The sequence below is a fragment of the Pseudomonas sp. HN11 genome (assembly GCF_021390155.1).
In the GTDB taxonomy this organism is placed as follows: Bacteria; Pseudomonadota; Gammaproteobacteria; order Pseudomonadales; family Pseudomonadaceae; genus Aquipseudomonas.
In genome coordinates this window covers 2,142,162-2,166,460 of record NZ_CP089985.1, presented here as the reverse complement: position 1 = coordinate 2,166,460, position 24,299 = coordinate 2,142,162, and the positions used below count along the sequence as shown (strand labels likewise).

General features: G+C 60.1%; 22 protein-coding genes. 16 read left to right on the top strand and 6 right to left on the bottom strand.

The window, feature by feature from the left end:
* The first annotated feature begins 11 nt into the window (after window positions 1-11).
* A complete protein-coding gene (locus tag LVW35_RS10070) occupies window positions 12-1,184 on the top strand; it encodes a hypothetical protein (RefSeq protein ID WP_233895203.1) in 1,173 nt (390 codons plus the stop codon).
* Window positions 1,185-1,235: 51 nt separating this feature from the next.
* Here the strand turns inward: LVW35_RS10070 and LVW35_RS10065 are convergent, their stop codons facing one another.
* Complete coding sequence (locus LVW35_RS10065; RefSeq protein ID WP_233895202.1) at window positions 1,236-1,856, bottom strand: transglycosylase SLT domain-containing protein; 621 nt, start codon at window positions 1,854-1,856, stop codon at window positions 1,236-1,238.
* Window positions 1,857-1,975: 119 nt separating this feature from the next.
* Between LVW35_RS10065 and LVW35_RS10060 the strand changes: the two genes are divergently transcribed.
* Together LVW35_RS10060 and LVW35_RS10055 are read left to right on the top strand one after the other, a co-directional pair.
* Window positions 1,976-3,466, top strand: a complete 1,491-nt coding sequence (locus LVW35_RS10060; RefSeq protein ID WP_233895201.1) for a PAS domain S-box protein — start codon at window positions 1,976-1,978, stop codon at window positions 3,464-3,466.
* Window positions 3,467-3,575: 109 nt separating this feature from the next.
* Window positions 3,576-3,848, top strand: a complete 273-nt coding sequence (locus LVW35_RS10055; RefSeq protein ID WP_233895200.1) for a DUF1652 domain-containing protein — start codon at window positions 3,576-3,578, stop codon at window positions 3,846-3,848.
* On the opposite strand, the gene LVW35_RS10050 is transcribed toward LVW35_RS10055, so the two are convergent.
* Window positions 3,811-5,004, bottom strand: a complete 1,194-nt coding sequence (locus tag LVW35_RS10050; RefSeq protein WP_233895199.1) for an MFS transporter — start codon at window positions 5,002-5,004, stop codon at window positions 3,811-3,813. The genes LVW35_RS10055 and LVW35_RS10050 overlap by 38 nt on opposite strands.
* A 76-nt stretch (window positions 5,005-5,080) precedes the next feature.
* On the bottom strand, window positions 5,081-5,389 hold the full coding sequence (locus LVW35_RS10045) for an RcnB family protein (RefSeq protein WP_233895187.1): 309 nt from the start codon (window positions 5,387-5,389) through the stop codon (window positions 5,081-5,083).
* A 156-nt stretch (window positions 5,390-5,545) separates the two neighbouring features.
* On the opposite strand from LVW35_RS10045, the gene LVW35_RS10040 reads away from it, so the two are divergent.
* The 4 genes from LVW35_RS10040 to LVW35_RS10025 all read left to right on the top strand — a co-directional run bounded on the left by LVW35_RS10040 (window position 5,546) and on the right by LVW35_RS10025 (window position 10,587).
* A complete protein-coding gene (locus LVW35_RS10040; protein WP_233895186.1) occupies window positions 5,546-6,103 on the top strand; it encodes a helix-turn-helix domain-containing protein in 558 nt (185 codons plus the stop codon).
* An 11-nt stretch (window positions 6,104-6,114) separates the two neighbouring features.
* On the top strand, window positions 6,115-7,461 hold the full coding sequence (locus LVW35_RS10035) for a glutamine synthetase family protein (RefSeq protein ID WP_233895185.1): 1,347 nt from the start codon (window positions 6,115-6,117) through the stop codon (window positions 7,459-7,461).
* Between the two features lie 18 nt (window positions 7,462-7,479).
* Complete coding sequence (locus tag LVW35_RS10030) at window positions 7,480-8,580, top strand: DNA alkylation repair protein (protein WP_233895184.1); 1,101 nt, start codon at window positions 7,480-7,482, stop codon at window positions 8,578-8,580.
* Between the two features lie 147 nt (window positions 8,581-8,727).
* Complete coding sequence (locus tag LVW35_RS10025; RefSeq protein WP_233895183.1) at window positions 8,728-10,587, top strand: DUF3857 domain-containing transglutaminase family protein; 1,860 nt, start codon at window positions 8,728-8,730, stop codon at window positions 10,585-10,587.
* A 24-nt stretch (window positions 10,588-10,611) separates the two neighbouring features.
* Here LVW35_RS10025 and LVW35_RS10020 read toward each other — a convergent pair whose 3' ends face one another.
* Window positions 10,612-11,502, bottom strand: a complete 891-nt coding sequence (locus LVW35_RS10020; RefSeq protein WP_233895182.1) for a LysR family transcriptional regulator — start codon at window positions 11,500-11,502, stop codon at window positions 10,612-10,614.
* 130 nt (window positions 11,503-11,632) lie between these two features.
* On the opposite strand from LVW35_RS10020, the gene LVW35_RS10015 reads away from it, so the two are divergent.
* The 6 genes from LVW35_RS10015 to LVW35_RS09990 all read left to right on the top strand — a co-directional run bounded on the left by LVW35_RS10015 (window position 11,633) and on the right by LVW35_RS09990 (window position 19,260).
* Window positions 11,633-13,279 (top strand): GMC family oxidoreductase, encoded by a 1,647-nt coding sequence (locus LVW35_RS10015; protein WP_233895181.1) that lies wholly within the window; start codon window positions 11,633-11,635, stop codon window positions 13,277-13,279.
* A gap of 65 nt (window positions 13,280-13,344) precedes the next feature.
* A complete protein-coding gene (locus tag LVW35_RS10010; protein WP_233895180.1) occupies window positions 13,345-14,970 on the top strand; it encodes an MFS transporter in 1,626 nt (541 codons plus the stop codon).
* 113 nt (window positions 14,971-15,083) lie between these two features.
* Entirely contained in the window at window positions 15,084-17,033 is a 1,950-nt protein-coding gene (locus LVW35_RS10005) for a DNA topoisomerase III (protein WP_233895179.1), read from the top strand.
* 131 nt (window positions 17,034-17,164) lie between these two features.
* Window positions 17,165-17,605, top strand: coding sequence for a CBS domain-containing protein (locus LVW35_RS10000; RefSeq protein WP_233895177.1), 441 nt, complete (start codon window positions 17,165-17,167; stop codon window positions 17,603-17,605).
* A gap of 8 nt (window positions 17,606-17,613) precedes the next feature.
* Window positions 17,614-18,459, top strand: a complete 846-nt coding sequence (locus LVW35_RS09995) for an NAD-dependent protein deacetylase (protein WP_233895176.1) — start codon at window positions 17,614-17,616, stop codon at window positions 18,457-18,459.
* A 471-nt stretch (window positions 18,460-18,930) separates the two neighbouring features.
* Window positions 18,931-19,260, top strand: coding sequence for a hypothetical protein (locus tag LVW35_RS09990; protein WP_233895174.1), 330 nt, complete (start codon window positions 18,931-18,933; stop codon window positions 19,258-19,260).
* A 61-nt stretch (window positions 19,261-19,321) separates the two neighbouring features.
* Here the strand turns inward: LVW35_RS09990 and LVW35_RS09985 are convergent, their stop codons facing one another.
* Window positions 19,322-20,227: a LysR family transcriptional regulator gene (locus LVW35_RS09985; RefSeq protein WP_233895172.1), complete on the bottom strand. Its 906-nt coding sequence runs from the start codon at window positions 20,225-20,227 to the stop codon at window positions 19,322-19,324.
* A 189-nt stretch (window positions 20,228-20,416) separates the two neighbouring features.
* On the opposite strand from LVW35_RS09985, the gene LVW35_RS09980 reads away from it, so the two are divergent.
* From LVW35_RS09980 to LVW35_RS09970, 3 genes are read left to right on the top strand one after another with little or no spacing between them, the layout of a single operon-like run.
* On the top strand, window positions 20,417-21,115 hold the full coding sequence (locus LVW35_RS09980) for a CoA transferase subunit A (protein WP_010211319.1): 699 nt from the start codon (window positions 20,417-20,419) through the stop codon (window positions 21,113-21,115).
* Window positions 21,116-21,150: 35 nt separating this feature from the next.
* Window positions 21,151-21,810, top strand: coding sequence for a CoA transferase subunit B (locus LVW35_RS09975; RefSeq protein ID WP_233895170.1), 660 nt, complete (start codon window positions 21,151-21,153; stop codon window positions 21,808-21,810).
* An 11-nt stretch (window positions 21,811-21,821) separates the two neighbouring features.
* Entirely contained in the window at window positions 21,822-23,003 is a 1,182-nt protein-coding gene (locus LVW35_RS09970; protein WP_233895168.1) for an acetyl-CoA C-acetyltransferase, read from the top strand.
* A gap of 156 nt (window positions 23,004-23,159) precedes the next feature.
* On the opposite strand, the gene LVW35_RS09965 is transcribed toward LVW35_RS09970, so the two are convergent.
* Entirely contained in the window at window positions 23,160-24,245 is a 1,086-nt protein-coding gene (locus LVW35_RS09965) for a DUF1615 domain-containing protein (RefSeq protein WP_233895167.1), read from the bottom strand.
* Window positions 24,246-24,299 lie beyond the last annotated feature (54 nt).

The window sequence follows — 24,299 nt, the reverse complement described above, 5'->3', positions numbered from 1 at the left end:
GAGGGCAGGATATGAAAACATTCATTACCGAAACGAGGTCCAGCCGGTCCAGGGCTGATCTCACCGTCCTGATGCTGGGGTTAGTCAGCGTGGTACTGGTGCTCTGGGTGGCACTCAGCAACCAATGGTCCTGGCCGGGCTACACGGAGATGGTCGCAAGCTTGCCCCATCCTGTTGCCTGGCTACGGTGGATAGTCGGGGATATCAGTGAAGTCGCCTTCTACAAGCACGAACTGGCATCACTCGGTTTGTTAGGCGGCGCCTACCTGGCATGGTGGGCGAGCAAACACGGCAAAGCCTGGCAAGGATTTTCTATTTCCTATGGAACGGGACTTTGGCCTTGGCTGGTCACGAGTTCACTGCTGGGGTTAATGCTGAGCAATTTACTGTGGGGCTGGACCGTCACCGCACAGACGTGGCAACCGACGTTTGCAGCGTTCGTCTCGTTACCGGCAGCCATGGTGCTGATGTTCGGCGGCGGCTGGAAAGTTGCCGTAAACGGTGCGGTGTTAGGCGCATTGCTGGTGACGCCTATGTGCCTGCTGATCGTGAACTTCGTATGCGCTCCACTGGGTCTTCCCGTAGTGATCGGCAACGTGGTGGGCATGGCAATCGGCAGCGTCATTGCGTTTGTACTGTGCCGCCGAGTACCAGCGCTGGTCAGTTCTGATTACATAGCCCCCGCCAAGCCGGCATCCGCGAAACCGCCCACTTACGGGATGGCCTGGAGTCTGCGTCGGGTGTTGGCGGATTTTTCCGAAGCGCCATTTTTCGGAAACGAACTCGCGAGCCTGGGATTGCTGGCAGGTGTGTTGGTGGCCTATGCGCTGAACCCCAGCAGCCCGGCGTATGGATCAGGCCTGGTCTTGCACCTGCTCGCCGCCCAGGCGCTGACATCGGCTCTGGGTGTCGTGATCTGGCGAAAACAGTGGATGACACGAGGATGGTTTCCGACCTACGTTCCACTGGTTTCTGTAGTGCCGGCAGCTGTGTTGACCCATGGTGGTAGTTGGACAGTCATCGGTTCAAGTGCACTGCTTGGGGCTCTGATCGCGCCGCCGCTGGCCTGTGCGATTGCCGGTCGCTTGCCCGCACATTTTCACCCGTATATTGGCAATGTAATCTCAATGGCGTTGAGTACGTTGATGATAGTGCCTTTGGTGGGTTGGCTGATCCAGCTGTAGTTCTTCCCCCACGCTGCGCTTTTCGTGCAGCGTGGGAACTGGTTTTGCCCCTCACAACCCATGCCAAAACCGACTCCAAAACCCCCGCCCCAAGTCATCCTTGCACCGCGCATACTGCGCCGCATACAGCTGTGAACGCGCCTGCACCTTACTGGCCACCGGCGGCAACCAGGCCTTGGCGGCGTAGGTGCGTTGGCGGTAGCCGCCCCAGCCTTCGTGGTAGTTCAGGTACTGGCCGTACGCGTCGTATTTGTAGACGCCATTGATGGTGTAGGTCTTGTCCATGTACCAGCCGACAAAGTCGATGGCGTCATCGAAGTCCTGGCGGCTGGCGCCGGTGCGGCCGGTGCTCTTGCGGTAGTCGTTCCACACCTCGTCCTTGGCCTGAGCGTAGCCGGCGGCGGTGGAGACGCGGCCCCAGGGGATGATCCACAGCAGGTATTTGCGGGGGGCCAGGGCGTCCTGGCGGAAGCCGGACTCCTGATACATGATGGCGAACGGCACCTGGATCGGCACGCCCCAGCGTTTTTGCGTGACTTTGGCGGCGTCGTACCAGTCGTCCTTTTCGCGGAAGATGCCGCAGAGGTCATCTGGCGTGCGTGGCGGCGAGGTGCCGCACGCCGCCAGCAAGGAAGTAAGTAACAACAGTCCGACGGTTTTGCCTGCGCTCAATATGCACCTGTGCCTGATACGTGTAAAACGGGCATTTTACCCAGGTCTGCGCCTCGTGCATCTGCACTATCCTGAGCCCCAGGTGTCGTACTCCCATGCGCCCAACCCCAGGAGAACCTATGACCCAGGATGTGTTAGCCAAGGAAACCAACCGCCGCCAGCTGCAGCAGATCATTTCCGGACTGTCTGACGGCGTGATTCTGGCCGAGGTCGACCAGACCATCCTATGGGCCAACGAGGCGGCACTCACCATGCATGGCGTGGGTGACGTGATGGGGCTGGGCGCCAATGGGCAGCAATACGCCGAGCGTTTCGCCCTACGCTACCGTAACAACCACCCGGTACAGCCGGAAAACTACCCCCTGGCCCGAGCGGCGGCAGGCGATGAATTCAGCGACGTGGTGGTGGAAGTCACACCCACCGCCGATGAAGAAAAAACCTGGGTCCACCGCCTGCGCAGCCTGGTGATCACCGACTCCCGTGGCGAACCTGAGCTGCTGGTGCTGATCCTCAGCGACGCCACCGAATGGGCCAGCGCCGAACAGCGTTTCGAAAAAACCTTCAATGCCAACCCGGCACCGGCGGTGATCTGCCGCCTGAGCGACTTGCGCTACATCAAGGTCAACCAGGGTTTCCTGGAGATGACCGGCTACAACCGCGACCAGGTCATCGGTAAATCCGTCTATGAGCTGGACGTGCTGGAGCAGGCCGAGCGCAAGGATCTGGCCATCGAGCGTTTGGGGGAAGGGGCCACTATCCCGCAGATGCAAGCTGAGCTGCGGTTGCCTGAGGGGGGCAGCAAGCTGGTGATCGTTGCCGGCCAGCCGTTGGACATGAATGAAGAGGACTGCATGCTGTTCTCCTTCATGGACTTGGAGCCACGGCGCAAGGCAGAAATTGCTCTGCGCCAGAGCGAGGAGCGCTTTGCCAAATCTTTCCGCCTGACGCCCGTGCCGACCCTGGTGTGCAGCGCCGACAACCGTCAGGTGGTGGACATCAACGAAGCGTTCATGAGCATTACTGGCTATATCAGCGAAGAACTGATTGGCAAGTCCATCGAGGACATCGACTTTATCGACAGCCCCCAGGCGGGCGCGCAGTTGTTTGCCACCCTGGAAAAATCCGGCAACCTCGAAGGCCAGGACCTCAAGGTGCGCAAGAAAGGCAATGAGGTGATCGACTGCGTGGTGTCTGCCGACACCGTGATCATCCAGGACGTGCCCTGCTACTTGCTGGTGATGATGAACATCACCGAACGTAAACGTTCCGAGCTGGAACTGGTGGCGGCTATCGAGGAAGTGATGCAGGACGCTTCGTGGTTCAGCCAGACGCTGATCGAAAAACTCGCCAACGCCAAAAGCGTCAACAGCCCCAACCAGCCGAATATCGCCTACACCGACCTCACCGCCCGTGAGCGCGATGTGCTGGGCTTGATCTGTGAGGGCCTGGCCGACAAAGAGATCGCCTCACGCCTGAAACTGGCGCCCAATACCGTGCGTAACCATGTGGCCACGGTTTACTCGAAATTGGGGGTGCACAGCCGCAGTGCGGCCATCGTTTGGGCCCGTGAACGCGGGCTGTTTGCCGGGGAATTGCGTCTTAAGAAATAGGCCTTGCAAGTGCAAATGCACTAGTGCACCTAGTGCGAATTCGCCTTATTACAGCGAGGGGCAAGCCATAACCTTCAGGGGTCCAACATTTTGTCCTGAAGGAACCCCCATGTTTACCCTCGCCCAACTGCGAAACTGCATCGAAGAAGGCCTGTCGCCGCTGACGTGTGAGTTCACCCTGTGCCGCGACGCGTCCCTGACCCTCAAAGTCTACGACGCTGAAACCGGCCGGGTCGACCTGGTGGTCACCGGGATCAGTACCAACCGGCTGCAGACGCCGCAAGAAGTCGCAAAGATGGTGGAAGAGCTGCGCTACGAACTGCAGAGCAACACCATGGGCAATCTCACTCTGGATGACTTGCCTTCAACGACGCCCCAATGAAATAGAACACCCCGCCCCCCACAATGAACGCCCCCAACATGAAGAACATGTAGTGGGCCGGCAGGCTGGCCAGCACCAGCCCACACAACACCGGCCCCAATGCGGCGCCCAGGTTGGACAGGTTTTGTGCCCCGTAGTACATGCCGCGCAGGTGATCCGGGGCGATCCGGTCGATGAACATGTACTCGGCCGGGAACACAATGATCTCCCCAACAGTGAACACCGCCATCGCCAACACCCACCACAGCACACTGGTGGACAGCGCGAAACCAATGACCCCCAGCAAGAACATGCCCAGCCCCGCGATCAGCCATTGACCCAGATAGCGGTGCGAAATACGCCGCCCGATCACGTATTGCAGGGCAATCACCAACACCGCGTTGGTGGTCAGTACGGCGCTGACCACGGTGTAGGTGTAATCGGCGGTGGTAGTGGTCACCAGGTATTGCGAAAGCCACGCGGTGAAATGGCCGAATACCACGGCACTGAGCACGCCGCCGAGGGTGAAGCACACGAGGCGCCTATCCCTTAACAGCACCCGGCCAACAGCAAAGAACGGCACGGCTTTTTGCGTGGCATCGACAGTCGACAGCGTACGGTCGCCCCAACGCCAGTACAGCAGGAAAAAACCTCCCCCCAATAGCGCCGACAGGATAAACGGCAGGCTGATATCCAACTGGGCGATCATCGCCCCGAAAAAAGGCCCTACGGCATAACCGATGTTGGTCAGCGTGTACTTGATGGAAAACACTTCGCTGCGCGCGTCGATGGGCAACAGGCTGGCAAACCCGGCTTTGACGGCGATATCGATTACCGCGTACGCCAGGTTGATCAGGATCAGGCAGCTGTAGAACGCCCAGATATTCTGCGCGAGCACCGTGCCGATGAAACCCAGCACAAACAGCATGCTCAAGGCGAGCAATAGCCGGTAGCTGTTGATGCGGTCTACGAGAAAGCCGCCATACACACTGAGTAACGAGCCGACGATCAGCGAACTGCCGATCACCAGGCCGACTTGCGTGATATCGAGAGCGAAGTGGCTGGTGAGATAAATCACCAGGTACGGAAACGTAATTGCCTTGGCCAGCGTGAGCAGCAACGTGGCTGACAGCAACAGGTTAACAGCGCGGGGGTAGCCTCTTATCGTGGCAAGCATCCTGCTCTCATTCTGCGAAGGTAACGCGGCGTCTATAGCCGGTTACCTTAACCCAGAACGAACACTACAAGCACCGTCACTTCTTGACAGGGGTGATCTCAAGTATGGTGCCGTTGGTGGTCTTGAGCAGCACAAATTTATCGCCCACCCGCGCCCACTGGCTGTCTTCTTCAGGCTGCTTGAGACCGCGTTTTTTCCAATCGCCGACAGCCGATTCCTTGCGCATCAGCATATCCGGGGCGCGGTCGCCTTCTTTCAGGTCGCGGGTGTTGATGTTGGAAGGTTGCACGGTTTCCTGAGGGGTATCACCGGCCTGCACGATGAAGCTGGCGGTGGAAAGACTGGTGGCGACCAGCAGGCAGGCAAGTAGGGATCTGGACTTCATGGGTGCTCCTTCAATGAATGATGCGTACTCAGGTTCGGACCGCTACCGCGCATGATCATTCAATCAGGCCACAGGTAATCCAGCACTGGCAGATACCTCGTTGCCCTCGTGAAATAAATGCTGTATTTTTTCATGAAATTTATAGAAATAATTTTCATGACTCCACAAGAAGAACTCGCCACCCTGGCCGCGCTGATCCATGACCTGCGCAAGCACAAGAAGCTCACCCTCGCTCAGCTCGCGCAAAAAATCGAGCGCTCCGTGGGTTTCCTGTCCCAGGTCGAACGCGGCCTGTCGCGCCCGACCGTGGCGGATCTCACCGCCATCAGCCACGCCCTCGACGTACCTACCACCTATTTCTACAGCCAACCCAAACCCAAGGCGGTGGACTGGATTACCCGTCCCAATGAACGGCGCACGGTGTATTACGCCAATGGCATCACCGACATCCTCGTCTCGCCGAGCATGAACGGCGCTTTTTCGATGCTCGACAGCCTGCTGGCCCCCGGTGCCAACAGCGGTGAACAAACCATGCGCGACCGCGCCGAGCAGGCCGGTTTTGTGCTGGAAGGCGAGTTGACGCTATGGGTTGAAGGTGAAGCCGACTCGGTGACCCTCGGCCCCGGCGATAGCTTTCACCTGGCCAGCTTCGCCCATTGCCGCTACGCCAACCTGACCGCCCTGCCCGCCCGCGTGTTGTGGGTTTACAACTAGGAGCTGCACCCGTGAAAAGCCATGCCTGCACGTTACTGGCCGAAGTACGGACCTTTCGCCAGAACCACCCCGACGTGCGTTATGTCGACCTGATCGCCCTGGACATTCCCGGGCACTTCTACGGCAAGCGTTATCCCATCGAGATGCTGGAAAAAGTCGCCGCCGGCAGCCCGCTGAAGCTGCCGCAGAACGCCGTGCTGCTCGGGGTCCAGGGCGGGCTGTTCAAGATTGGTGACTACTGCTTCAACGACGGCGACCCGGATGCCAACCGCCGCCTGGTGCCGGGCACGCTCAAGCCGGTGAGCTGGGAGTCGCAGCCGCTGGGCCAGATGCTGATCACCTCCGACGGCACTGAGGCCCCCATCGAATTCGAGCCCCGCGAAGTGCTGGCAAAGGTGCTGGAGCGCCTGCACCACAAGGGCATCCACCCAGTGGTGGCGTTCGAGCTGGAGTTCTACCTGTTCGATAAAAAACTCGATAACGGCCTGCCGCAATTCGCCCGCGACCCGCTGAGCGGCGACGCCGACGACCAGCCCAACCTGCATATCGAACGGCTGTCGCGCTTCGGCGAAGTGCTGGATGACATGGCGCAAACCGCCAAGGATCAGGGCATCGACATCACGGTGATCACCGCCGAGATCGGCCCAGGCCAGTTCGAAATCAACTTCGGTCACCTCGACGATGGAATGCGCGCCGCCGACTGGGCCGCCCTGTTCTGCCGCAGCACCCGTGGCGTGGCCCTCAAGCACGGTTACCGCGCCAGCTTCATGGCCAAGCCATACCTGCAATATCCCGGCAGCGGCATGCACGTGCATGTCAGCCTGTATGACGGCGCAGGCAATAATTTGCTGGCAGCACACCAGCAGCAATCGTTGCGGCATGCCGTGGCCGGCTGCCTGGAATTGCTGCCGCACTGCATGCCGATCTTTTCCCCCAACCACAACGCCTTCCGCCGCCTGGGCGGTACGGTGAATGCGGCGACCCGAGCCAGTTGGGGCTTTGAAGACCGTGATGCGTGTGTGCGCATTCCTGAGTCAGATCCGCGCAATCTACGCATCGAGCATCGCCTGGCCAGTGCCGACGCCAACCCGTACCTGGTGCTGGCGGCGATTCTGGTCGGCCTGGAGCACGGCCTGCAAGCCAAGCGCGAACCCATCGCACCGCTGAACGAGGACCGCAGCAGCGGCACCGACTTCCCCCTGGAAATGCTCGACGCCGTGCGCGCCATGCAACATCAGCCGGTATTACGCGATAAGCTGGGCGCCGAATTTGTCGACGTGTACTGCGAAAACAAACGCCAGGACCACCTGGCCTTCCAACAAGAGATCAACGCGCGGGAATATCGCTGGTTTCTCTAAACGCCTCTGGAATCACCGATGACCGACCAAAACGCCCCGGCCCTCAAGGAAATCTTCAACGTCGAACGCCTGCAACACATCGCCGCCGAAATGACGGCGGTGTACCCGGCGTTCGACGCCAAGGGTTTCCTCAAGCACGCCAAGGCCGGCTTGGCCGAGTTGTCGGTGATGCAGCGCATGGCGCGGGTCAGTGAGAGCCTGCATGCGGTGATCGCGCTGGATTACCCGCAGACCCTCAAGGTGCTTTACGCGCTGGCCCCGCGCCTGAACAGTGCGTTTGTCAGCCTGTTCCTGCCGCACTTCGTGGCGAGTTACGGGCAGCACGACTTCAAGCGTTCCATGGCTGCTCTTAAATACTTCACCACCTTTGGTTCCGCCGAATTCGCCATCCGCCACTTTTTGCTGCACGACTTCCAGCGCACGTTGGCGGTCATGCAGGAATGGTCTCTGGATGGCAACGAACACGTGCGCCGTCTGGCCAGTGAAGGTTCACGACCGCGCCTGCCCTGGTCATTCCGCCTCGCCGAAGTCCAGGCTGACCCCGAGCTCTGCGCGTCGATCCTCGACAACCTCAAGGCCGATAGCAGTCTCTATGTGCGCAAGTCCGTGGCCAACCATCTCAACGACATCACCAAGGACCACCCGGACTGGGTGCTCAGCCTGATCGAGGGCTGGAACCTGAATACCCCGCACACCGCGTGGATCGCCCGCCATGCCTTGCGCAGCCTGATCAAGCAAGGCAACACCCGCGCGCTGACAATCATGGGCGCTGGCGCCAAGGCCGAGGTAAAGATCCACCAGTTGCAGGTCACGCCGGCGGTGATCAACCTGGGCGAACGCATCAACCTGTCCTTTAACCTGGAGTCCACCGCCAACGCGCCGCAGAAACTGGTGGTGGACTACGCCATCGACTACGTGAAAAGCGCGGGCCACAGTGCCGCGAAAGTGTTCAAGCTCAAGGCGTTTACCCTCGGCGCGGGCGAGCAGCAGAGCCTCCGACGTGAGCAACATATCCGCGAGTTGACCACGCGCAAGCATTACCCCGGCAAGCACGTCGTCCATGTGCTGATCAACGGCGAGAAGCTTGCCAGCGCCGAATTCGAACTGCGAAACGACTGACGCAAATCAAAGAAAAGGCTCTGGAACGGGCCTTTCAGCCCTATAAATTGTCGAACAATCCTGGCATAGTCAGTTGCGATCCATTATCATCCAGCGCCTTCTCGCTACCCGTCGGGTAGCTGTTTCAATGTGTCACCCGAGGCGCCCATGTACCTTTTTTCGTTTCACCGCCCCCTGATTGCCATCAGCCTGGGGTTTGCTGCTCCTGGCGTGTTTGCCGCACTACAACCCCAGGCCGAAGCGCCGCTGGCCAGCGACACCGAGCTGCACTGCCACTTCAACCGCGACGCCAGTACCGACTGCACCACCACCTACCGCTATACGATCCTCAAGCCAAGCGGCCGCGAAATGCTCTCGCGCATCGACTTCGATTATTCCGAAGGCGACACCTTTGAAGTGATCAGCGCGCAGTCCACCCAGCCCGGCGCGAAGCCGATGGCGCTGGATGCGACGCAGATCGACACCCGTACCGCGCCCAATCCGGACCAGGGCTTCAGCCGGGACAAACAGACATCCCTGGCCTTCCCCAACCTGCGTGTCGGCACGCAGATTCGCTACACGGTGCGCGAGCACCATGCCGCCAAACCTTTGATGACCCAGTTTCACTACGTGCTCAAATTCGGCCCTAGCCCGGCGCGGCGCGATCAGTTCAAGGCGCGGTTTACGGCAGAACGACCGATCCAGTGGCGCAGTGAACTGTTCGAGGGTTTCAGCGTAACGTTGTCGCAGAACGGCAAGACCCTGGACGTGGTGCAAAAGGCCCCGACCTACCTCAACTACATCAACGAAGCGTCCAACGCCGCGTTGCTACGCATCCCGCGTATCGAGGTGGGCAGCGCCCTGGAGCGCCAGGCGTACTTCGGTGGTTTCGCCCAGCGCTACAACCAGATCCTCGGCGCCAGCCTGCCGCCGCAAAGTGCTGCTGCCGTGGTTGCCGTGCGCGGTTTGACACCCGCTGAACAGGTCGCCGCATTGTTGCAGCACATCAACGACCATTACCGTTACCTGGGCGATTGGCGTGCGACGGAGCGCGGCTATGTGCCCTTTAACCTGGCTGAAATCGAACAACACGGTTATGGCGACTGCAAGGACCTGGCAATCCTGCTGACCGCCTTGCTCAAGACCAGTGGCATCAAGGCCGAAACCGCCTGGGTCAGCCGTGGTGATGTGGTCGAGTCGCTATTGATTCCGGGCACCCAGGCGCCGAACCACGCCATCGTGCGCGCCGAAGTGGACGGCCAGGTGTGGTGGCTCGACCCGACCAACCCGGTGTATGCCCCCGGCCAGGTCATGCCCGACATCCAGGACCGCTGGGTGCTGGTCAACGATGCCCAGGGCCACGTGCGCGAAGAACATATTCCATTGGAACGCCCCGAAACCACCCTGCGCCTGGACAAGCAGGTGCACTACGACAGACAAGGCAACGGCGCGATCCAGGCCACGATTACCTTCAGTCGTCTGCCGCTGATGCAACTGAGCGTCGCCGACCGCCAGCAAGGCAGCACCGCTACCGACCAGGACATCTGCGCCAACTTCGGCAACGAGATCAGCGACTGCCACATCACCCGCCCGGCTACCGGCTTTGTGGTGCACGACGGGTATACCGTCACGGCCACAATGAATGACCAGCGTGCACTGGAAAAACTGGCGAATGATTACGTGTACAGCGATGAATCGCTCAAGGGGCGCTGGGATGGCTTTATCAACTACCGCCGACAAGGGCAGCAGGCCGAGCTTGATCTGGGCAACCCGCAAACTCATGACTACACCATCACCCTGAGCGGTGGGCAAATGGAAAAAGCCATCCCTGGTTGCCAGGTGCGCTCGCCATGGTACGACTTGGATCTGGGGGGGACGCGGGAAGATGGCGGGTTGCGTTATCACTATCGTCTGAGCCAGAAGGTGCGCTGGTTGGGCCATGACGAGATTATCAGCAAGGCGTTCGGGAAGATGATTGAGGATTCACGGGCTTGCGCGGAGCAGGTGCATCAGGTGGTGAAGCTCTAACCCGACCGTTGGGCGAGCCTGTGGTCAGGCTACGCCCAACAGCAACCCCTGCTCCCGCGCGCACAACTCCACCACGTAATCCCACAACACCCGTAGCCGCACCGACTTGTGCAATTCCCGACGCGAGCTGATCCAGTAGCTGCGCTGGATCCCCTCCCCCGGCAACAATGGCACCAATTGCGGGTCGCCTGAGGCCATGAAGCACGGCAACACCGCAATCCCCAACCCCGAGCGCGCGGCCTGGTGCTGGGCGATCACACTGGTGCTGTGGAACACCACCTTGGGGTTGCGGCAGAAGCTGCTGAGGAACTTCAGTTCCTGACTGAACAGCAGGTCGTCCACGTAATCGATCCACGCATGCGTCGCGAGGTCTTCGCGCTTTTCAATTGGCGGATGGCGGTCAAGGTACGCGCGGCTGGCGTAGAGGGCCAGGCGGTAGTCGGTGAGTTTGCGCGTGACCAGTTGATCGACGCTGGGGCGTTCGAGGTGGATGCTGATTTCCGCCTCGCGGTTGAGGATGCTGACAAAGCGCGGCACCGCCACCAGTTCCACTTCCAGCCCGGGGTAGCGGTCGAACAGCCCGCCCATGCGGCTGGCCAGGAACATCACGCCCAACCCTTCGGCAACACCGAGGCGGATCTTGCCCAGGGGCGCGGCGGAGTGGGTCAGTTCGTCTTCGGCCAGCAGTGCGACGTTTTCCATGGCTTCGGCGTGCTTGAGCAGGGCTTCGCCGGCGGGCGTCAGTTCGTAGCCCTGGGCATGCTGCACGAACAGCGCGGTGCCGAGGCTTTTCTCGATGGCTTCGATATGCCGGGCAACGGTGGCGTGGGTGGTTTTCAGGCGTTGCGCGGCGGTGAGCAAGCGGCCGCTGCGCTGTAGCTCCAGAAAGTACCGCAGGTCGTTCCAGTCGAACATGACGCCTCCATTGCGTGAGCCTGGGCTACGCTGTTTAAAAACGCACAGCAGCTGGGTAAAAACTAACATTTTTAAGACGAAAACTAACAACTAGGATGGCCGCAATAAGAAAAACAAGCGAGACCTTCAGATGCCCATTGCAACTGCTGAATACGATTACATCGTCGTAGGTGCCGGCCCCGCGGGCTGCCTGCTGGCTAATCGGCTGTCCGCCAACCCTGTGCACCGCGTGCTGCTGCTCGAAGCCGGCGGCCGCGACAACTACCCCTGGATCCACATTCCCGTCGGCTACCTGTTCTGCATCGGCAACCCACGCACCGACTGGTGCTTCAAGACCGAAGCCCAAGAAGGCCTGCAGGGCCGTGCACTGAGTTACCCACGGGGCAAGGTGCTGGGCGGCTGCTCCTCCATCAACGGCATGATCTACATGCGCGGTCAGGCCCAGGATTACGATGGCTGGGCGGCGGAAGGCAATGTGGGCTGGGCCTGGAAAGACGTGCTGCCGCTGTTCAAGCAAAGCGAAAACCATTTTGCCGGGGGCTCGGAATTCCACAGCGACGGCGGTGAATGGCGGGTCGAACAACAGCGTCTGCACTGGCCGATCCTCGATGCGTTCCGTGATGCAGCGGCTCAAAGCGGCATTGCCAACATCAACGACTTCAATCAAGGCGACAACGAGGGTTGCGGCTACTTCCAGGTTAACCAGAAGGCTGGCGTGCGCTGGAACGCAGCCAAAGCGTTTCTAAAGCCGGTCCGCCAACGCCCCAACCTCACGGTTTTAACCGGAGTGGACGTGGACCGCGTGCTGCTGGAAAACGGCCGCGCCTCCCAGGTTATCGGGCGTCAGCAGGGCCAACAGCTGAGCTGGAAGGCGCGCAAGGAAATCGTGCTGTGCGCCGGCTCCGTGGGCTCGCCGGGGATTTTGCAACGCTCGGGGATTGGCCCCTCCAGCGTCCTCAAACCCTTGGGCATCGAGGTGCTGCATGAACTGCCTGGCGTCGGCGGCAACTTGCAGGACCACCTGCAGCTGCGGCTGATCTACAAGCTGGAAAACGCTCGCACCCTCAACCAGATCGCCGGCACCGTATGGGGCAAGATGGGCATGGGCCTGCGCTATTTGTATGACCGAAGCGGCCCACTGTCGATGGCGCCCAGCCAGCTCGGCGCGTTTGCCCGCTCGGGTCCGGAACAGACGTCGGCCAACCTCGAATACCACGTGCAGCCGCTGTCGCTTGAGCGTTTTGGCGAGCCCCTGCACGCGTTCCCGGCGTTTACTGCATCGGTCTGCGACTTGCGTCCACGAAGTCGCGGGCGTATTGATATTCGCTCGGCCAACGCGGCGGATGCACCGCTGATCCGCCCCAATTACCTGAGCCATCCGGAGGACTTGCGCGTAGCCGCCGACGCGATCCGCCTGACGCGCCGCATTGTTGCCGCACCCGCCCTGAGCCAGTTCAAACCGGTGGAGTATCTGCCAGGCGATTCGCTGCAGACTGAAGAGCAGCTGCACGAAGCCGCCGCACGCATCGGCACGACGATCTTCCATCCGGTCGGCACCTGCCGCATGGGCAGCGATAAAGACGCGGTGGTCGATGCGCAACTGCGAGTGCATGGCGTGCCGGGTTTGCGCATTGCCGATGCGTCGATCATGCCGCGCATCACCTCCGGCAACACCTGTTCACCTACGCTGATGATCGCGGAGAAGGCCGCGCAGCTGATCCTTTCGCCGAATACAAGGAGTCTCGCCCCGGAGAAAGAACTGATTCATGCAATCTGAATAGCGGCGCCAGACCTGGCGCCGACAGTGGAACAACAATAAATAATCACTGTGAGGGCTACCCGATGTCAGAACATGCTCAACCCCTGGGCTCGGCGGTCAACACCGCCATCACCCGCAACGATTCAAAGAAGGTCATCTTCGCCTCGTCCCTGGGGACGGTGTTCGAGTGGTATGACTTTTTCCTATACGGCGCCCTGGCGGCGGTGATCAGCAAGCAGTTCTTTGCCGGGGTCAACGACACCACGGCGTTTATCTTTGCGTTGATGGCCTTTGCGGCCGGCTTTGTGGTACGGCCGTTCGGCGCGCTGGTATTCGGCCGATTGGGCGACATGATCGGACGCAAGTACACCTTCCTGGTTACCATCATTCTGATGGGGGTAGCGACCTTCTGTGTCGGGCTGTTGCCGACCTACGCGAGTATTGGCATCGCGGCGCCGATCATCCTGATTGTGCTGCGCATGCTGCAAGGCCTGGCGCTGGGTGGTGAATACGGCGGCGCGGCAACTTATGTAGCCGAGCATGCGCCTGCCGGCAAACGCGGCTTCCACACCAGTTGGATTCAATCCACCGCAACCCTCGGCCTGCTATTGTCGCTGCTGGTAGTGCTGGCCTGCCGTTACTTCACCGGTGACCAGTTCGAAGTGTGGGGCTGGCGCATCCCGTTCCTGTTTTCCATCGTGCTGCTGGGTATCTCCACCTGGATCCGCATGAGCCTGCATGAGTCGCCGGCGTTCCTGAAAATGAAAGAGGAAGGCAAGGCCAGCAAGTCGCCGATCCGCGATTCTTTCGGCAAATGGGAAAACCTCAAGATCGTGCTGATCGCCCTGTTCAGCATCAACGGCGGGCAAGCGGTCACTTTCTACGCGGCGCAGTTCTATGTGCTGTTCTTCCTCACCCAGTTCCTGAAAATGGACCCGGCACTGGCCAACATGCTGTTGATCATCAGCGTGGTGATCGGCGCGCCGTTTTTTATCTTCTTCGGCTGGCTGTCGGACAAGGTGGGCCGCAAGCCGGTGCTGCTGCTCGGCCTGTTGCTGGCGACCGTACTGTACTTCCCGATCTTCAAGAGCCTGGCGCACTACACCAACCCGGCGATGGACCAGGCCAGCAACCAGGCCCCCATCACAGTGCTGGCCGACCCGGCCACCTGCACCTTCCAGTTCGACCCGGTGGGCAAGGCGAAATTTGACAGCCCGTGCGACAAGGTCAAGACCTTCCTGGTCAAGCAGGGCCTGCCCTACAGCAGCGCCGCCGCCCCGGCCGGCAGCCCGGTGCAGGTGAACGTAGGCGACGTGCGTATCGATGGCTTTGACGAAAAAGCCCTGCGCGGCGCGGTGACCCTGGCTGGCTACCCGTCTTCGGCGGATGTGGCCCAGGTCAACAAGACCATGGTGGTGGTGCTGATCGTGGCGCTGATCCTGATCGCCGCCATGTGCTACGGCCCGCTGGCGGCGCTGATGGTGGAGCTGTTCCCGACGCGCATCCGCTACACTTCGATGTCCCTGCCCTACCACATCGGCAACGGCTGGTTTGGCGGGTTCCTGCCGACCGTGTCGTTCGCGCTGGTGGTGTATACCGGCGATATCTTTTACGGCCTGTGGTATCCCGTCGTGGTGACCGGGGTGAGCCTGATCGTGGGGATGTTCTGCCTCAAAGAAACGCGGCATGTGGATATTGATAACAACTGAATCAGCTTGCAGCTTGAAACTTATAGCTGTACATCCATCCAGATAAAGGTTGATCAAACCTCTTCTTTTGCCCATGCTTCAGCCCATTCAACAGCGTAACGAATGGGCTGAGCATGCGGCTGTACCTCTGTGAAAAACCCTCCCAGGCCAAGGATATTGCGGCCGTACTCGGCGCCAGTCGCCGGGGCGATGGCTGTTGGCTGGGCAATGGCGTCACAGTCACCTGGTGCATCGGCCACCTGCTGGAAACCGCCCCGCCCGACGCCTACGACGAGAAGTACAAACGCTGGGTGCTGGCCGACCTGCCCATCGTCCCGGAAAAATGGAAGATGCGCGTCAAGCCCAAGACCGCCAGCCAGTTCAAGGCGGTCAAGCGTTTGCTGGGGGAAGCCCAGGAACTGGTGATTGCCACCGACGCCGACCGCGAAGGCGAGATGATCGCGCGCGAGCTGGTGGAACATTGTCGCTATCGCGGTCCGATCCAGCGGCTGTGGCTGTCGGCGCTGGACGACGCCTCCATCCGTAAAGCCCTGGCAGCCCTCAAGCCCGGTATCGAGACCTTCAGTTTGTATCACTCGGCCCTGGGTCGTTCCCGCGCCGACTGGCTGATCGGCATGAACATGAGTCGCCTGTTTACCTTGCTTGGGCGCCAATCCGGCTACCAGGGCGTATTGCCTGTAGGACGGGTGCAAACGCCGACCTTGCGCCTGGTGGTGGACCGCGATCGCAGCATTGCTGACTTTGTACCCGTGGCCTACTGGGCTATCGATGTAGACCTGCGCCATGTTCGCATGACCTTCACTGCCCAATGGCGCGCGGCCGAAGATGCCTGTGATGACCAGGGCCGTTGCCTCAACCCACAACTGGCGCGAGATGCCGCCGATGCCATGCGCAACGCCGCCTGCGCGCGACTGGTGAAACTGCGCACCGAACGCATGCGTGAAGTGGCACCCCTGCCCTTCGACTTGGGCACCCTGCAGGAAATCTGCTCCAAGAAGCTCGGCCTTGGCGCCCAGGAAACCCTGGATATCGCCCAATCACTGTATGAAACCCACAAAGTCATCACTTACCCGCGCAGCGATTGCGGTTACTTGCCACTGAGCCAGCACAGCGACGCGCCGAACATTCTTGCTGCGTTGGGACGTGCTGATACGGCGGTGAATGAGCTGATGCCCTATATCGACCCCCAGCGCCGCTCGCGAGCGTGGAACGACGCCAAGGTCAGCGCCCACCATGGCATCATCCCGACCGGCGCCGGCAAGGATGTGGGGCAACTCACCGGCAAGCACCGCGCGGTGTACACCTTGATTCGCGCACGCTACCTGGCGCAGTTCCTGCCCAACCATGAGTACGATCGCACCCAGGCGGATTTCGACTGTGCAGGGCAAGCGCTCCGTGCGGTGGGAAAAGTGGTGATAGAACCCGGTTGGAAGCGCGCCTTACCCGAAGCCCTCGCGCCGGCCAAAGGCCGTGAAGCGCCAGCTCCACAAGCGCTTCCGGCATTGGTGCAGGGCCAGGAATACGCTGTTGCCAAGGTCAACCTCAAGGACCTGTGGACCCAACCGCCCAAACCCTTTACCGAAGGCGACCTGATCAAGGCAATGAAAAACGTCGCTAAACTGGTGGAAGACCCACTGCTCAAGCAAAAGCTCAAGGACACCACCGGCATCGGCACCGAAGCCACTCGGGCCGGCATCATCCAGGGGCTGCTGGACCGTGGTTACTTGGTAAAGAACGGCAAGGCGCTGTCGGCCACGCCGGCAGCGTTCAGTCTGATCGACGCCGTGCCCCGCGCCATCGCGGACCCCGGCACCACCGCAATCTGGGAGCAGGCCCTGGACATGGTGCAAAGCGGCGAAATGAGCCTGGAAGAATTCGTGGCCAAACAGGCGGCCTGGATGAGCAAACAGGTGGCGCGCTGCAATGGCATGCGTATGACCATCACCGGCCCGGCCAGCCCGGCAGGCCGAGGCGCCGCGCCGTGGAAAAAGAAGCGCAAGGGCGCACCACGCAAGACCGCAGCCAGCCCCAAACGGACGAAAAAGCCGGCAAATGCGGGGTAAACCACGAAAAAAACCGGCGAATGACGTTTTTCGACGGGTTTAGCGCCGCTTTGGACCTTGCCGTAGCGTGAGCCGTCTAGGATTCTGTAAGGGGACCCTGACTACCCAACAACAACACCGGAGTGGCCGCCATGAAAACCGTTGCACAAGTGCTCAAAGCCAAGGACCAGAAAAACCAGGAAGTCCATGTCATCAAACACGACCACACTGTGTTTGAAGCACTGGTCCGGATGTCGGAGAAAAACGTCGGAGCCTTGCCGGTCGTTCAGGATGGCGTGGTGGTAGGCATCATCAGCGAACGTGATTACGCACGTAAAATCATGCTCAAGGGGTTATCGTCGGTTACTACAAAAGTCCATGAGGTGATGAGTTCTCCGGTGATCACCGTCGACACCCATAAAAAGGTCGATGAGTGCATGAATATCATGACCGACAGTCACCTGCGCCATTTGCCCGTGGTCGAAGACGGCACACTGCTGGGCCTGCTCTCTATCGGTGACTTGGTAAAAGAAGCCATTGCCGAGCAGGCAGAGCTGATCAAACAGCTGGAGCAGTACATCCGCGGCGAATAGGGGATCCCATGCTCGACACGCTGGAACATCAAGAGGATCACCTCGACACCCTGTACCGGGCCATGGCCGAACGGCGTTTCTTGGTATTGACCGGTGCCGGGATCAGCACGTCGTCGGGCATTCCCGATTACCGCGACAACGAAGGCGTGCGTCGGGGCAAGGCGCCGATGATGTATCAGGAATTCCTCGCCACCCCGCAGGCGCGGCGCCGGTACTGGGCCCGGGCGATGCTGGGGTGGCCGAGGGTTCGCATTGCGCAGCCGAACAAGGCGCACCTGGCATTGGCAGCACTGCAGCAACGCGAGCACATCAGCGGGCTGATCACCCAGAACGTCGACACCTTGCATGATCAAGCCGGCAGCCACGACGTGATCGAACTGCACGGCAGCCTGCACCGGGTGCTGTGCCTGGATTGCCAGTTGCGCAGCCAGCGTGATGCGATCCAGCGGCAGATGGAAATCGACAACCCCTACCTGGCACAAGTCCATGCGGTGCAGGCGCCGGATGGCGACACGTTGCTCGATCCCGCCTTTGAAGAACACTTCCAGGTGCCCCGCTGCCCTCATTGCGATGGCGGGCGCTTGAAGCCGGATGTAGTGTTTTTTGGCGAAAACGTAGCGCCGACAACAGCAGCCCGGGCGATGACTGCGGTAGAGCATGCCGAAGGGTTGTTGGTGGTGGGCTCGTCGCTGATGGCCTATTCAGCGTTTCGTCTATGTAAAGCCATGGTCGAACAGGGCAAACCCGTCATTGCCATCAACTTGGGCAAGACCCGAGGGGATGAGTTGTTACAGGTGAAGATCGAAGCCGAGTGCGAGCGATTGCTGCCCTTGCTGGCGGAGCGATTAACCTGATATCAGCCTGACCCGCACCTCCAGAAAATGACGCCCAAGTCACGTTTTCCCGCATCCTCCCGTCCCCGCGGCGATTTATGTAGTGATAAAAAATAATCACTACATAATCGTTGACGTAACCTTTTTGTCCTTGCATTATCAAGTCGTCTCTCGGATCGGGAGCGTTGGCAACAAGCGTTTTGAAAGAGCTCGTCTGACCGCCGAGCTGTTTTTTCCGGATGTGCACTGCCCACAAGGCAGATTGATGAAGCTGATCGGCCCGAAGGGCTCGGTACAAGACGCTCAAATGCGGCTTGTCTTCGTTATGAATGCATTGCGTAGCAGTTCATCAGCAAGACTACATGCATCAGGTTCAAGACCCTGCCCGTATTCGGCAGACCGTCGCTGACGCCCGGTTTTCGCAACCGGAGACAACTAACCAAGTGTTAACGAACCAACTGATAGATCGCCAACTGGTCAAGGGGCTTACACATGAATCTGAACAACCAACCAACTATCGATGAATTGGCTGAGATGTTCGCAGCGCAGAAAGACACACTCGACGACCATATCCTGTGGATTGGCAAATCGGGCGAAGTCCAAATTGACTGCCTGGCGCCCCACACCGAAGAAGCCGAGTTCGACCGCAATCACCGGGAACTGGCGGCGCGCCTGAAGATGTACCGTCGCGGCCAAGGTTATGTCGGCAAGAAAGCGGCCGCCGATCGCAACTTTATCGAGCAGGTCTTTCAAACACTTAATACCGAATGGCAGAACCTCAAGGGTCAGTCGCAAGTTAAAGTGATTGATAGATACTGCTGATAACACAGCATTAAACATTCAAGCCCGTTTGTTAGTTCAAGCGGGCTTTTTAGTGCCTGACTTATAACAATGCCGGAAACCGCCCCTTTGCCGCTTCATCGCGAAAAATATCAAACAACACCTGCGCCGCCGCCGAGAGTTCATGTCCTGGTTTGGTCAGTACGCCAATCGGCCGTTCGATCACCGGATCAGTCAAGGTGATGCAATGGGCGCCCGCCTCCTGCATTTGCCGTGCACACAACGCCGGCACTGCGCTGACGCCCAAACCACTCGCGACCATCTTGCCCACCGTCGCCAGTTGATGGCTTTCCAGGGCTACCGGCAACTTCATCTGTAGGGCGCCCAGGTGTTCCTCCAGCATCACCCGCACCGTGGATGGTCTTTGCAACGTGATGAAAGGCTGTTCCAGCAAGGTTTTCCAATCGATCCCGGCACAATCTGCTAAAGGCGAATCACCCGGCACCACGGCGATGAAGCGGTCGAGATACAACGGCGTAAACGCCAGTGATGAGCCCTCAGCCGGCTCAAACGCCACGCCCAACTCCACTTGCCGGTCGCGCACCATCTCCAGCACTTGCTCATTGATCAAGTCATGCACGGTCACATTCACCTGAGGGTAACGCGCACGGAACATCTTCAGGATCGGTGGCAGCAAGTTGCCCGCAAACGATGGCATCGCCGCGACGGTGACTCGCCCGCGTTGCAGGGTGAAACGCTGACGCAGTTCGTCTTCGGCGTTGTCCCAGTCAGCAATCAGCCGGCGCGCCAGGGGCAGCAGGGATTCGCCTTCGGGCGTCAGGGCAACGTTGCGTGTATTACGGCTGAACAGGCGCCCGCCCAGGCCTTCTTCCAGGCCCTTGATGGTCAGGCTCAGCGCCGATTGGGAGAGGTGCAGGCGCTCGCAGGCGGCGGCAAAACTCAGGCTTTGGGCCACGGCGAGAAACGCGCGCATTTGTTTAACGGTCATAGGGAAACTCCAAGCGACGAGTTGAAAGCCGCAAGTGAACGCGGCCGTTGACTAGGCTTGAAGCTTGCGGCTTAAAACTGATTATGCTGTTTTTCAAACCAATCAACCTAAAAAAACAACTTAACAAATCAATCCATCAGAGCAACACTCGGTTCATTGGCTGGCCCACAAACAATAAAAGAGGTGCATATGGCAGGTTTCGATAAACGCGTGGCGTCCTACGAGGAAGCACTGGCGGGCCTGGAAGACGGCATGACCGTACTCTCCGGCGGTTTTGGCCTGTGCGGCATTCCGGAAAACCTCATCGCCGAGATCAAGCGCAAAGGCACCCGCGACCTGACCGTGGTTTCCAATAACTGTGGCGTCGACGGTTTCGGCCTGGGCGTATTGCTGGAAGAAAAACAGATCAGCAAAGTAATCGCTTCCTACGTCGGTGAAAACGCGCTGTTCGAGAAGCAATTGCTCAGCGGCGAAATCGAAGTGGTGCTGACGCCCCAAGGCACCCTGGCCGAGAAAATGCGCGCGGGCGGTGCCGGCATCCCGGCCTTCTTCACCGCGACAGGCGTCGGCACTCCAGTGGCCGAAGGCAAGGAAACCCGCGAATTCAACGGTCGCCCCTACCTGATGGAAGAATCCATCACCGGTGACTTCGCCATCGTCAAAGGCTGGAAAGCCGACCATTTCGGCAACGTGATCTACCGCCACACCGCCCAGAACTTCAACCCGCTGGCCGCCACGGCCGGCAAGATCACCGTGGTCGAAGTAGAAGAAATCGTCGAACCGGGCGAGCTGGACCCGGCGCAGATCCACACCCCTGGCATCTACGTCGACCGGATCATCTGCGGCACGTTCGAGAAGCGCATCGAACAGCGCACCGTGCGCAAATAATCCGCCCCCAGCCCGAACAATAAGGACACATAAAAATGGCTCTTACCCGCGAACAAATGGCTCAACGCGTCGCCCGCGAAATGCAGGACGGTTTCTACGTCAACCTTGGTATCGGCATCCCGACCCTGGTGGCCAACTACATCCCCGAAGGCATGGAAGTGATGCTGCAATCGGAAAACGGCCTGCTCGGCATGGGACCGTTTCCTACTGAAGCAACCATCGATGCCGACATGATCAACGCCGGCAAGCAGACCGTGACCGCACGCATCGGTGCCTCAATCTTCTCCTCCGCCGAGTCCTTCGCGATGATCCGTGGCGGCCACGTCGACCTCACCGTGCTCGGTGCGTTTGAAGTGGACGTACAAGGCAACATCGCCTCGTGGATGATCCCCGGCAAGCTGGTCAAAGGCATGGGCGGCGCCATGGACCTGGTGGCCGGTGCGGAAAACATCATCGTGATCATGACCCACGCGTCCAAGGACGGTGAGTCCAAGTTGCTCAGCCAGTGCAGCCTGCCGCTGACCGGCGCCAACTGCATCAAGCGTGTATTGACCGACCTTGCGTACCTGGAAATCGAAAATGGCGCTTTTGTCCTCAAGGAACGCGCACCTGGCGTCAGCGTTGAAGAGATTGTGAGCAAGACCGCCGGTAAACTGATCGTCCCGGACCACGTTCCAGAAATGCACTTCCAATGAGGACAGATCTCATGCAAGACGTCGTGATTGTTGCTGCCACCCGCACCGCCGTGGGCAGCTTCCAGGGTTCGCTGGCGAACATTCCGGCACCGGAACTGGGCGCCGCCGTGATCCGTCGCCTGTTGGAACAGACTGGCCTGGACCCTGCGCAAGTGGATGAAGTGATCCTCGGCCAAGTGCTCACCGCCGGCAGCGGCCAGAACCCGGCGCGCCAGGCCTCGATCCTCGCTGGTTTGCCCCACGCGGTGCCCAGCCTGACCCTGAACAAGGTCTGCGGCTCGGGCCTCAAGGCCCTGCACTTGGGTGCCCAGGCCATCCGTTGCGGTGACGCCGAGGTGATCATCGCTGGCGGCATGGAAAACATGAGCCTGGCTCCGTACGTACTGCCCGCCGCGCGCACCGGTTTGCGCATGGGCCACGCCAAGATGGTCGACAGCATGATCACCGACGGCCTGTGGGATGCGTTCAACGACTACCACATGGGCATCACTGCCGAGAACCTGGTGGACAAGTACGGCATCAGCCGTGAAGCCCAGGACGCGTTCGCCGCGGCGTCCCAGCAAAAAGCCGCCGCTGCTATCGAAGCAGGCCGCTTTGTCGATGAAATCACCCCGATCCTGATTCCCCAGCGCAAAGGCGACCCGGTGGCCTTCGCGGTGGATGAGCAGCCACGCGCCGGCACCACTGCCGAGTCCCTGGCCACACTGAAACCTGCGTTCAAGAAAGACGGCAGCGTCACCGCCGGTAACGCCTCCAGCCTCAATGACGGCGCCGCCGCCGTGCTGTTGATGAGCGTCGACAAAGCCAAGGCCCTCGGTTTGCCAGTATTGGCGCGCATCGCCAGTTACGCTAACGCAGGTGTCGACCCCGCCATCATGGGCATCGGCCCGGTCTCGGCCACCCGTCGCTGCCTGGACAAAGCCGGCTGGAGCCTGGGCGACCTGGACCTGATCGAAGCCAACGAAGCCTTCGCCGCGCAGTCCCTGGCGGTGGGCAAAGAGCTGGAATGGGATGCGGACAAGGTCAACGTCAACGGCGGCGCCATCGCGATCGGCCACCCTATCGGCGCGTCAGGCTGCCGTGTGCTGGTGACCCTGTTGCATGAAATGATCAAGCGCGATGCCAAGAAAGGCTTGGCAACGTTGTGCATCGGTGGCGGCCAGGGTGTAGCACTGGCGCTCGAACGCAACTGATACAAAGGGCAACATGGAAAAGGCCTGGTTCCACGAAAATCAGGCCTTTTCTTTACCCTCCACGCCCGTCCCATCGGCACCCTAAACACCGCGTTGTATTGATTGAGGGCGCTACGCACCCCAAGCGCGGGACAACCCCGCTCACCACAAAGCTGATCAGCGCTTCATACACCGCTGATAACGTTCATCCACTCGCTTGGCGAACCAGGCGGTGGTGAGGTTGCGGGTGATCTTGGGACTCTTGAGCACGATGCCCGGCAGGATCGCCCGTGGCATCGGCTTGCCCGCTGCCTTGTCGGCCAGGGCAAACACGCGCTTGTAGAGCGTGGTGTCCTCGAAATCCAGTTGCTCGCCCTGCTCCAACTGGCTGCGGATACTTGGGTTACGCATATCCAACTTCGCCCCCAAGGAACGCACTGCCAGCTCCGTGGTGCCGGGTAGCAATGAGCCGTAGCGAATTAAATCCCCATCCAATGCCAACTCTTTGCCCGAGGCACGACTGACGGCGGCCTGGAACGCGGCATTGCGGCTGGCGTACCAACCGGCATTGAAGTCGGCAAAGCGATACAGCGGCTGGTCGTAGTTCACCGGGTAACCCAGCAAATGCGCGATGCCGAAGTACATCCCACCCCGGCGGGTAAAGACTTCGCGGCGAATGCTGCCGTCCACCGTGTAGGGATAACCCCGCGCCTGTTTCTGCGCAAAGTCGATACTCACCTGCATCGGGCCTGCGGTATGCACCGGGTTGAAACCACCAAACAGCGTGTTGCCCAGGGGCACCATGCTGATGAAGTCATCGAAGATGCCGCTCAGGTCCTTCTCCGTGCGCGCGGCACTCAGGCGGTCGGCATAGGACTTGCCGGTAGGCGAGCGCAATTGCAGCGCGCTGCGTACAACAAAAGCTGGCACGTGGACTTTTCCGGCACGCCGCAACATTTCATCCTGGGCAATCTTGCCCATATTCGGCACGGGTGGGTCCACCTGATAAGTGGACTCCTGCTCGGTCACCGCCAGCACGGCGCAGATGTTTTCTGTGCTGGGGTAGATTTCCTGGGTGTCGAAGGCCGTGTAGATGTCCTGGGCCCAACCGTTGCGGTCGGGCACCCTGGCCGGCAGCAGCCGCACGATCTGCGCCTTCACTTCGGCTTCGCTGCGCTCCGGCTGTTGTGGGTTGCGTGTGGTGGAGCAACCGGCCAGCACCAGCAACGTGGCAAGGCAGAGAATCAGGCGGCTTGAATACATGGGACATCCTTGAGCGACGATCAACTATCGACGCCCAAGGATAGCGGCAGTTCC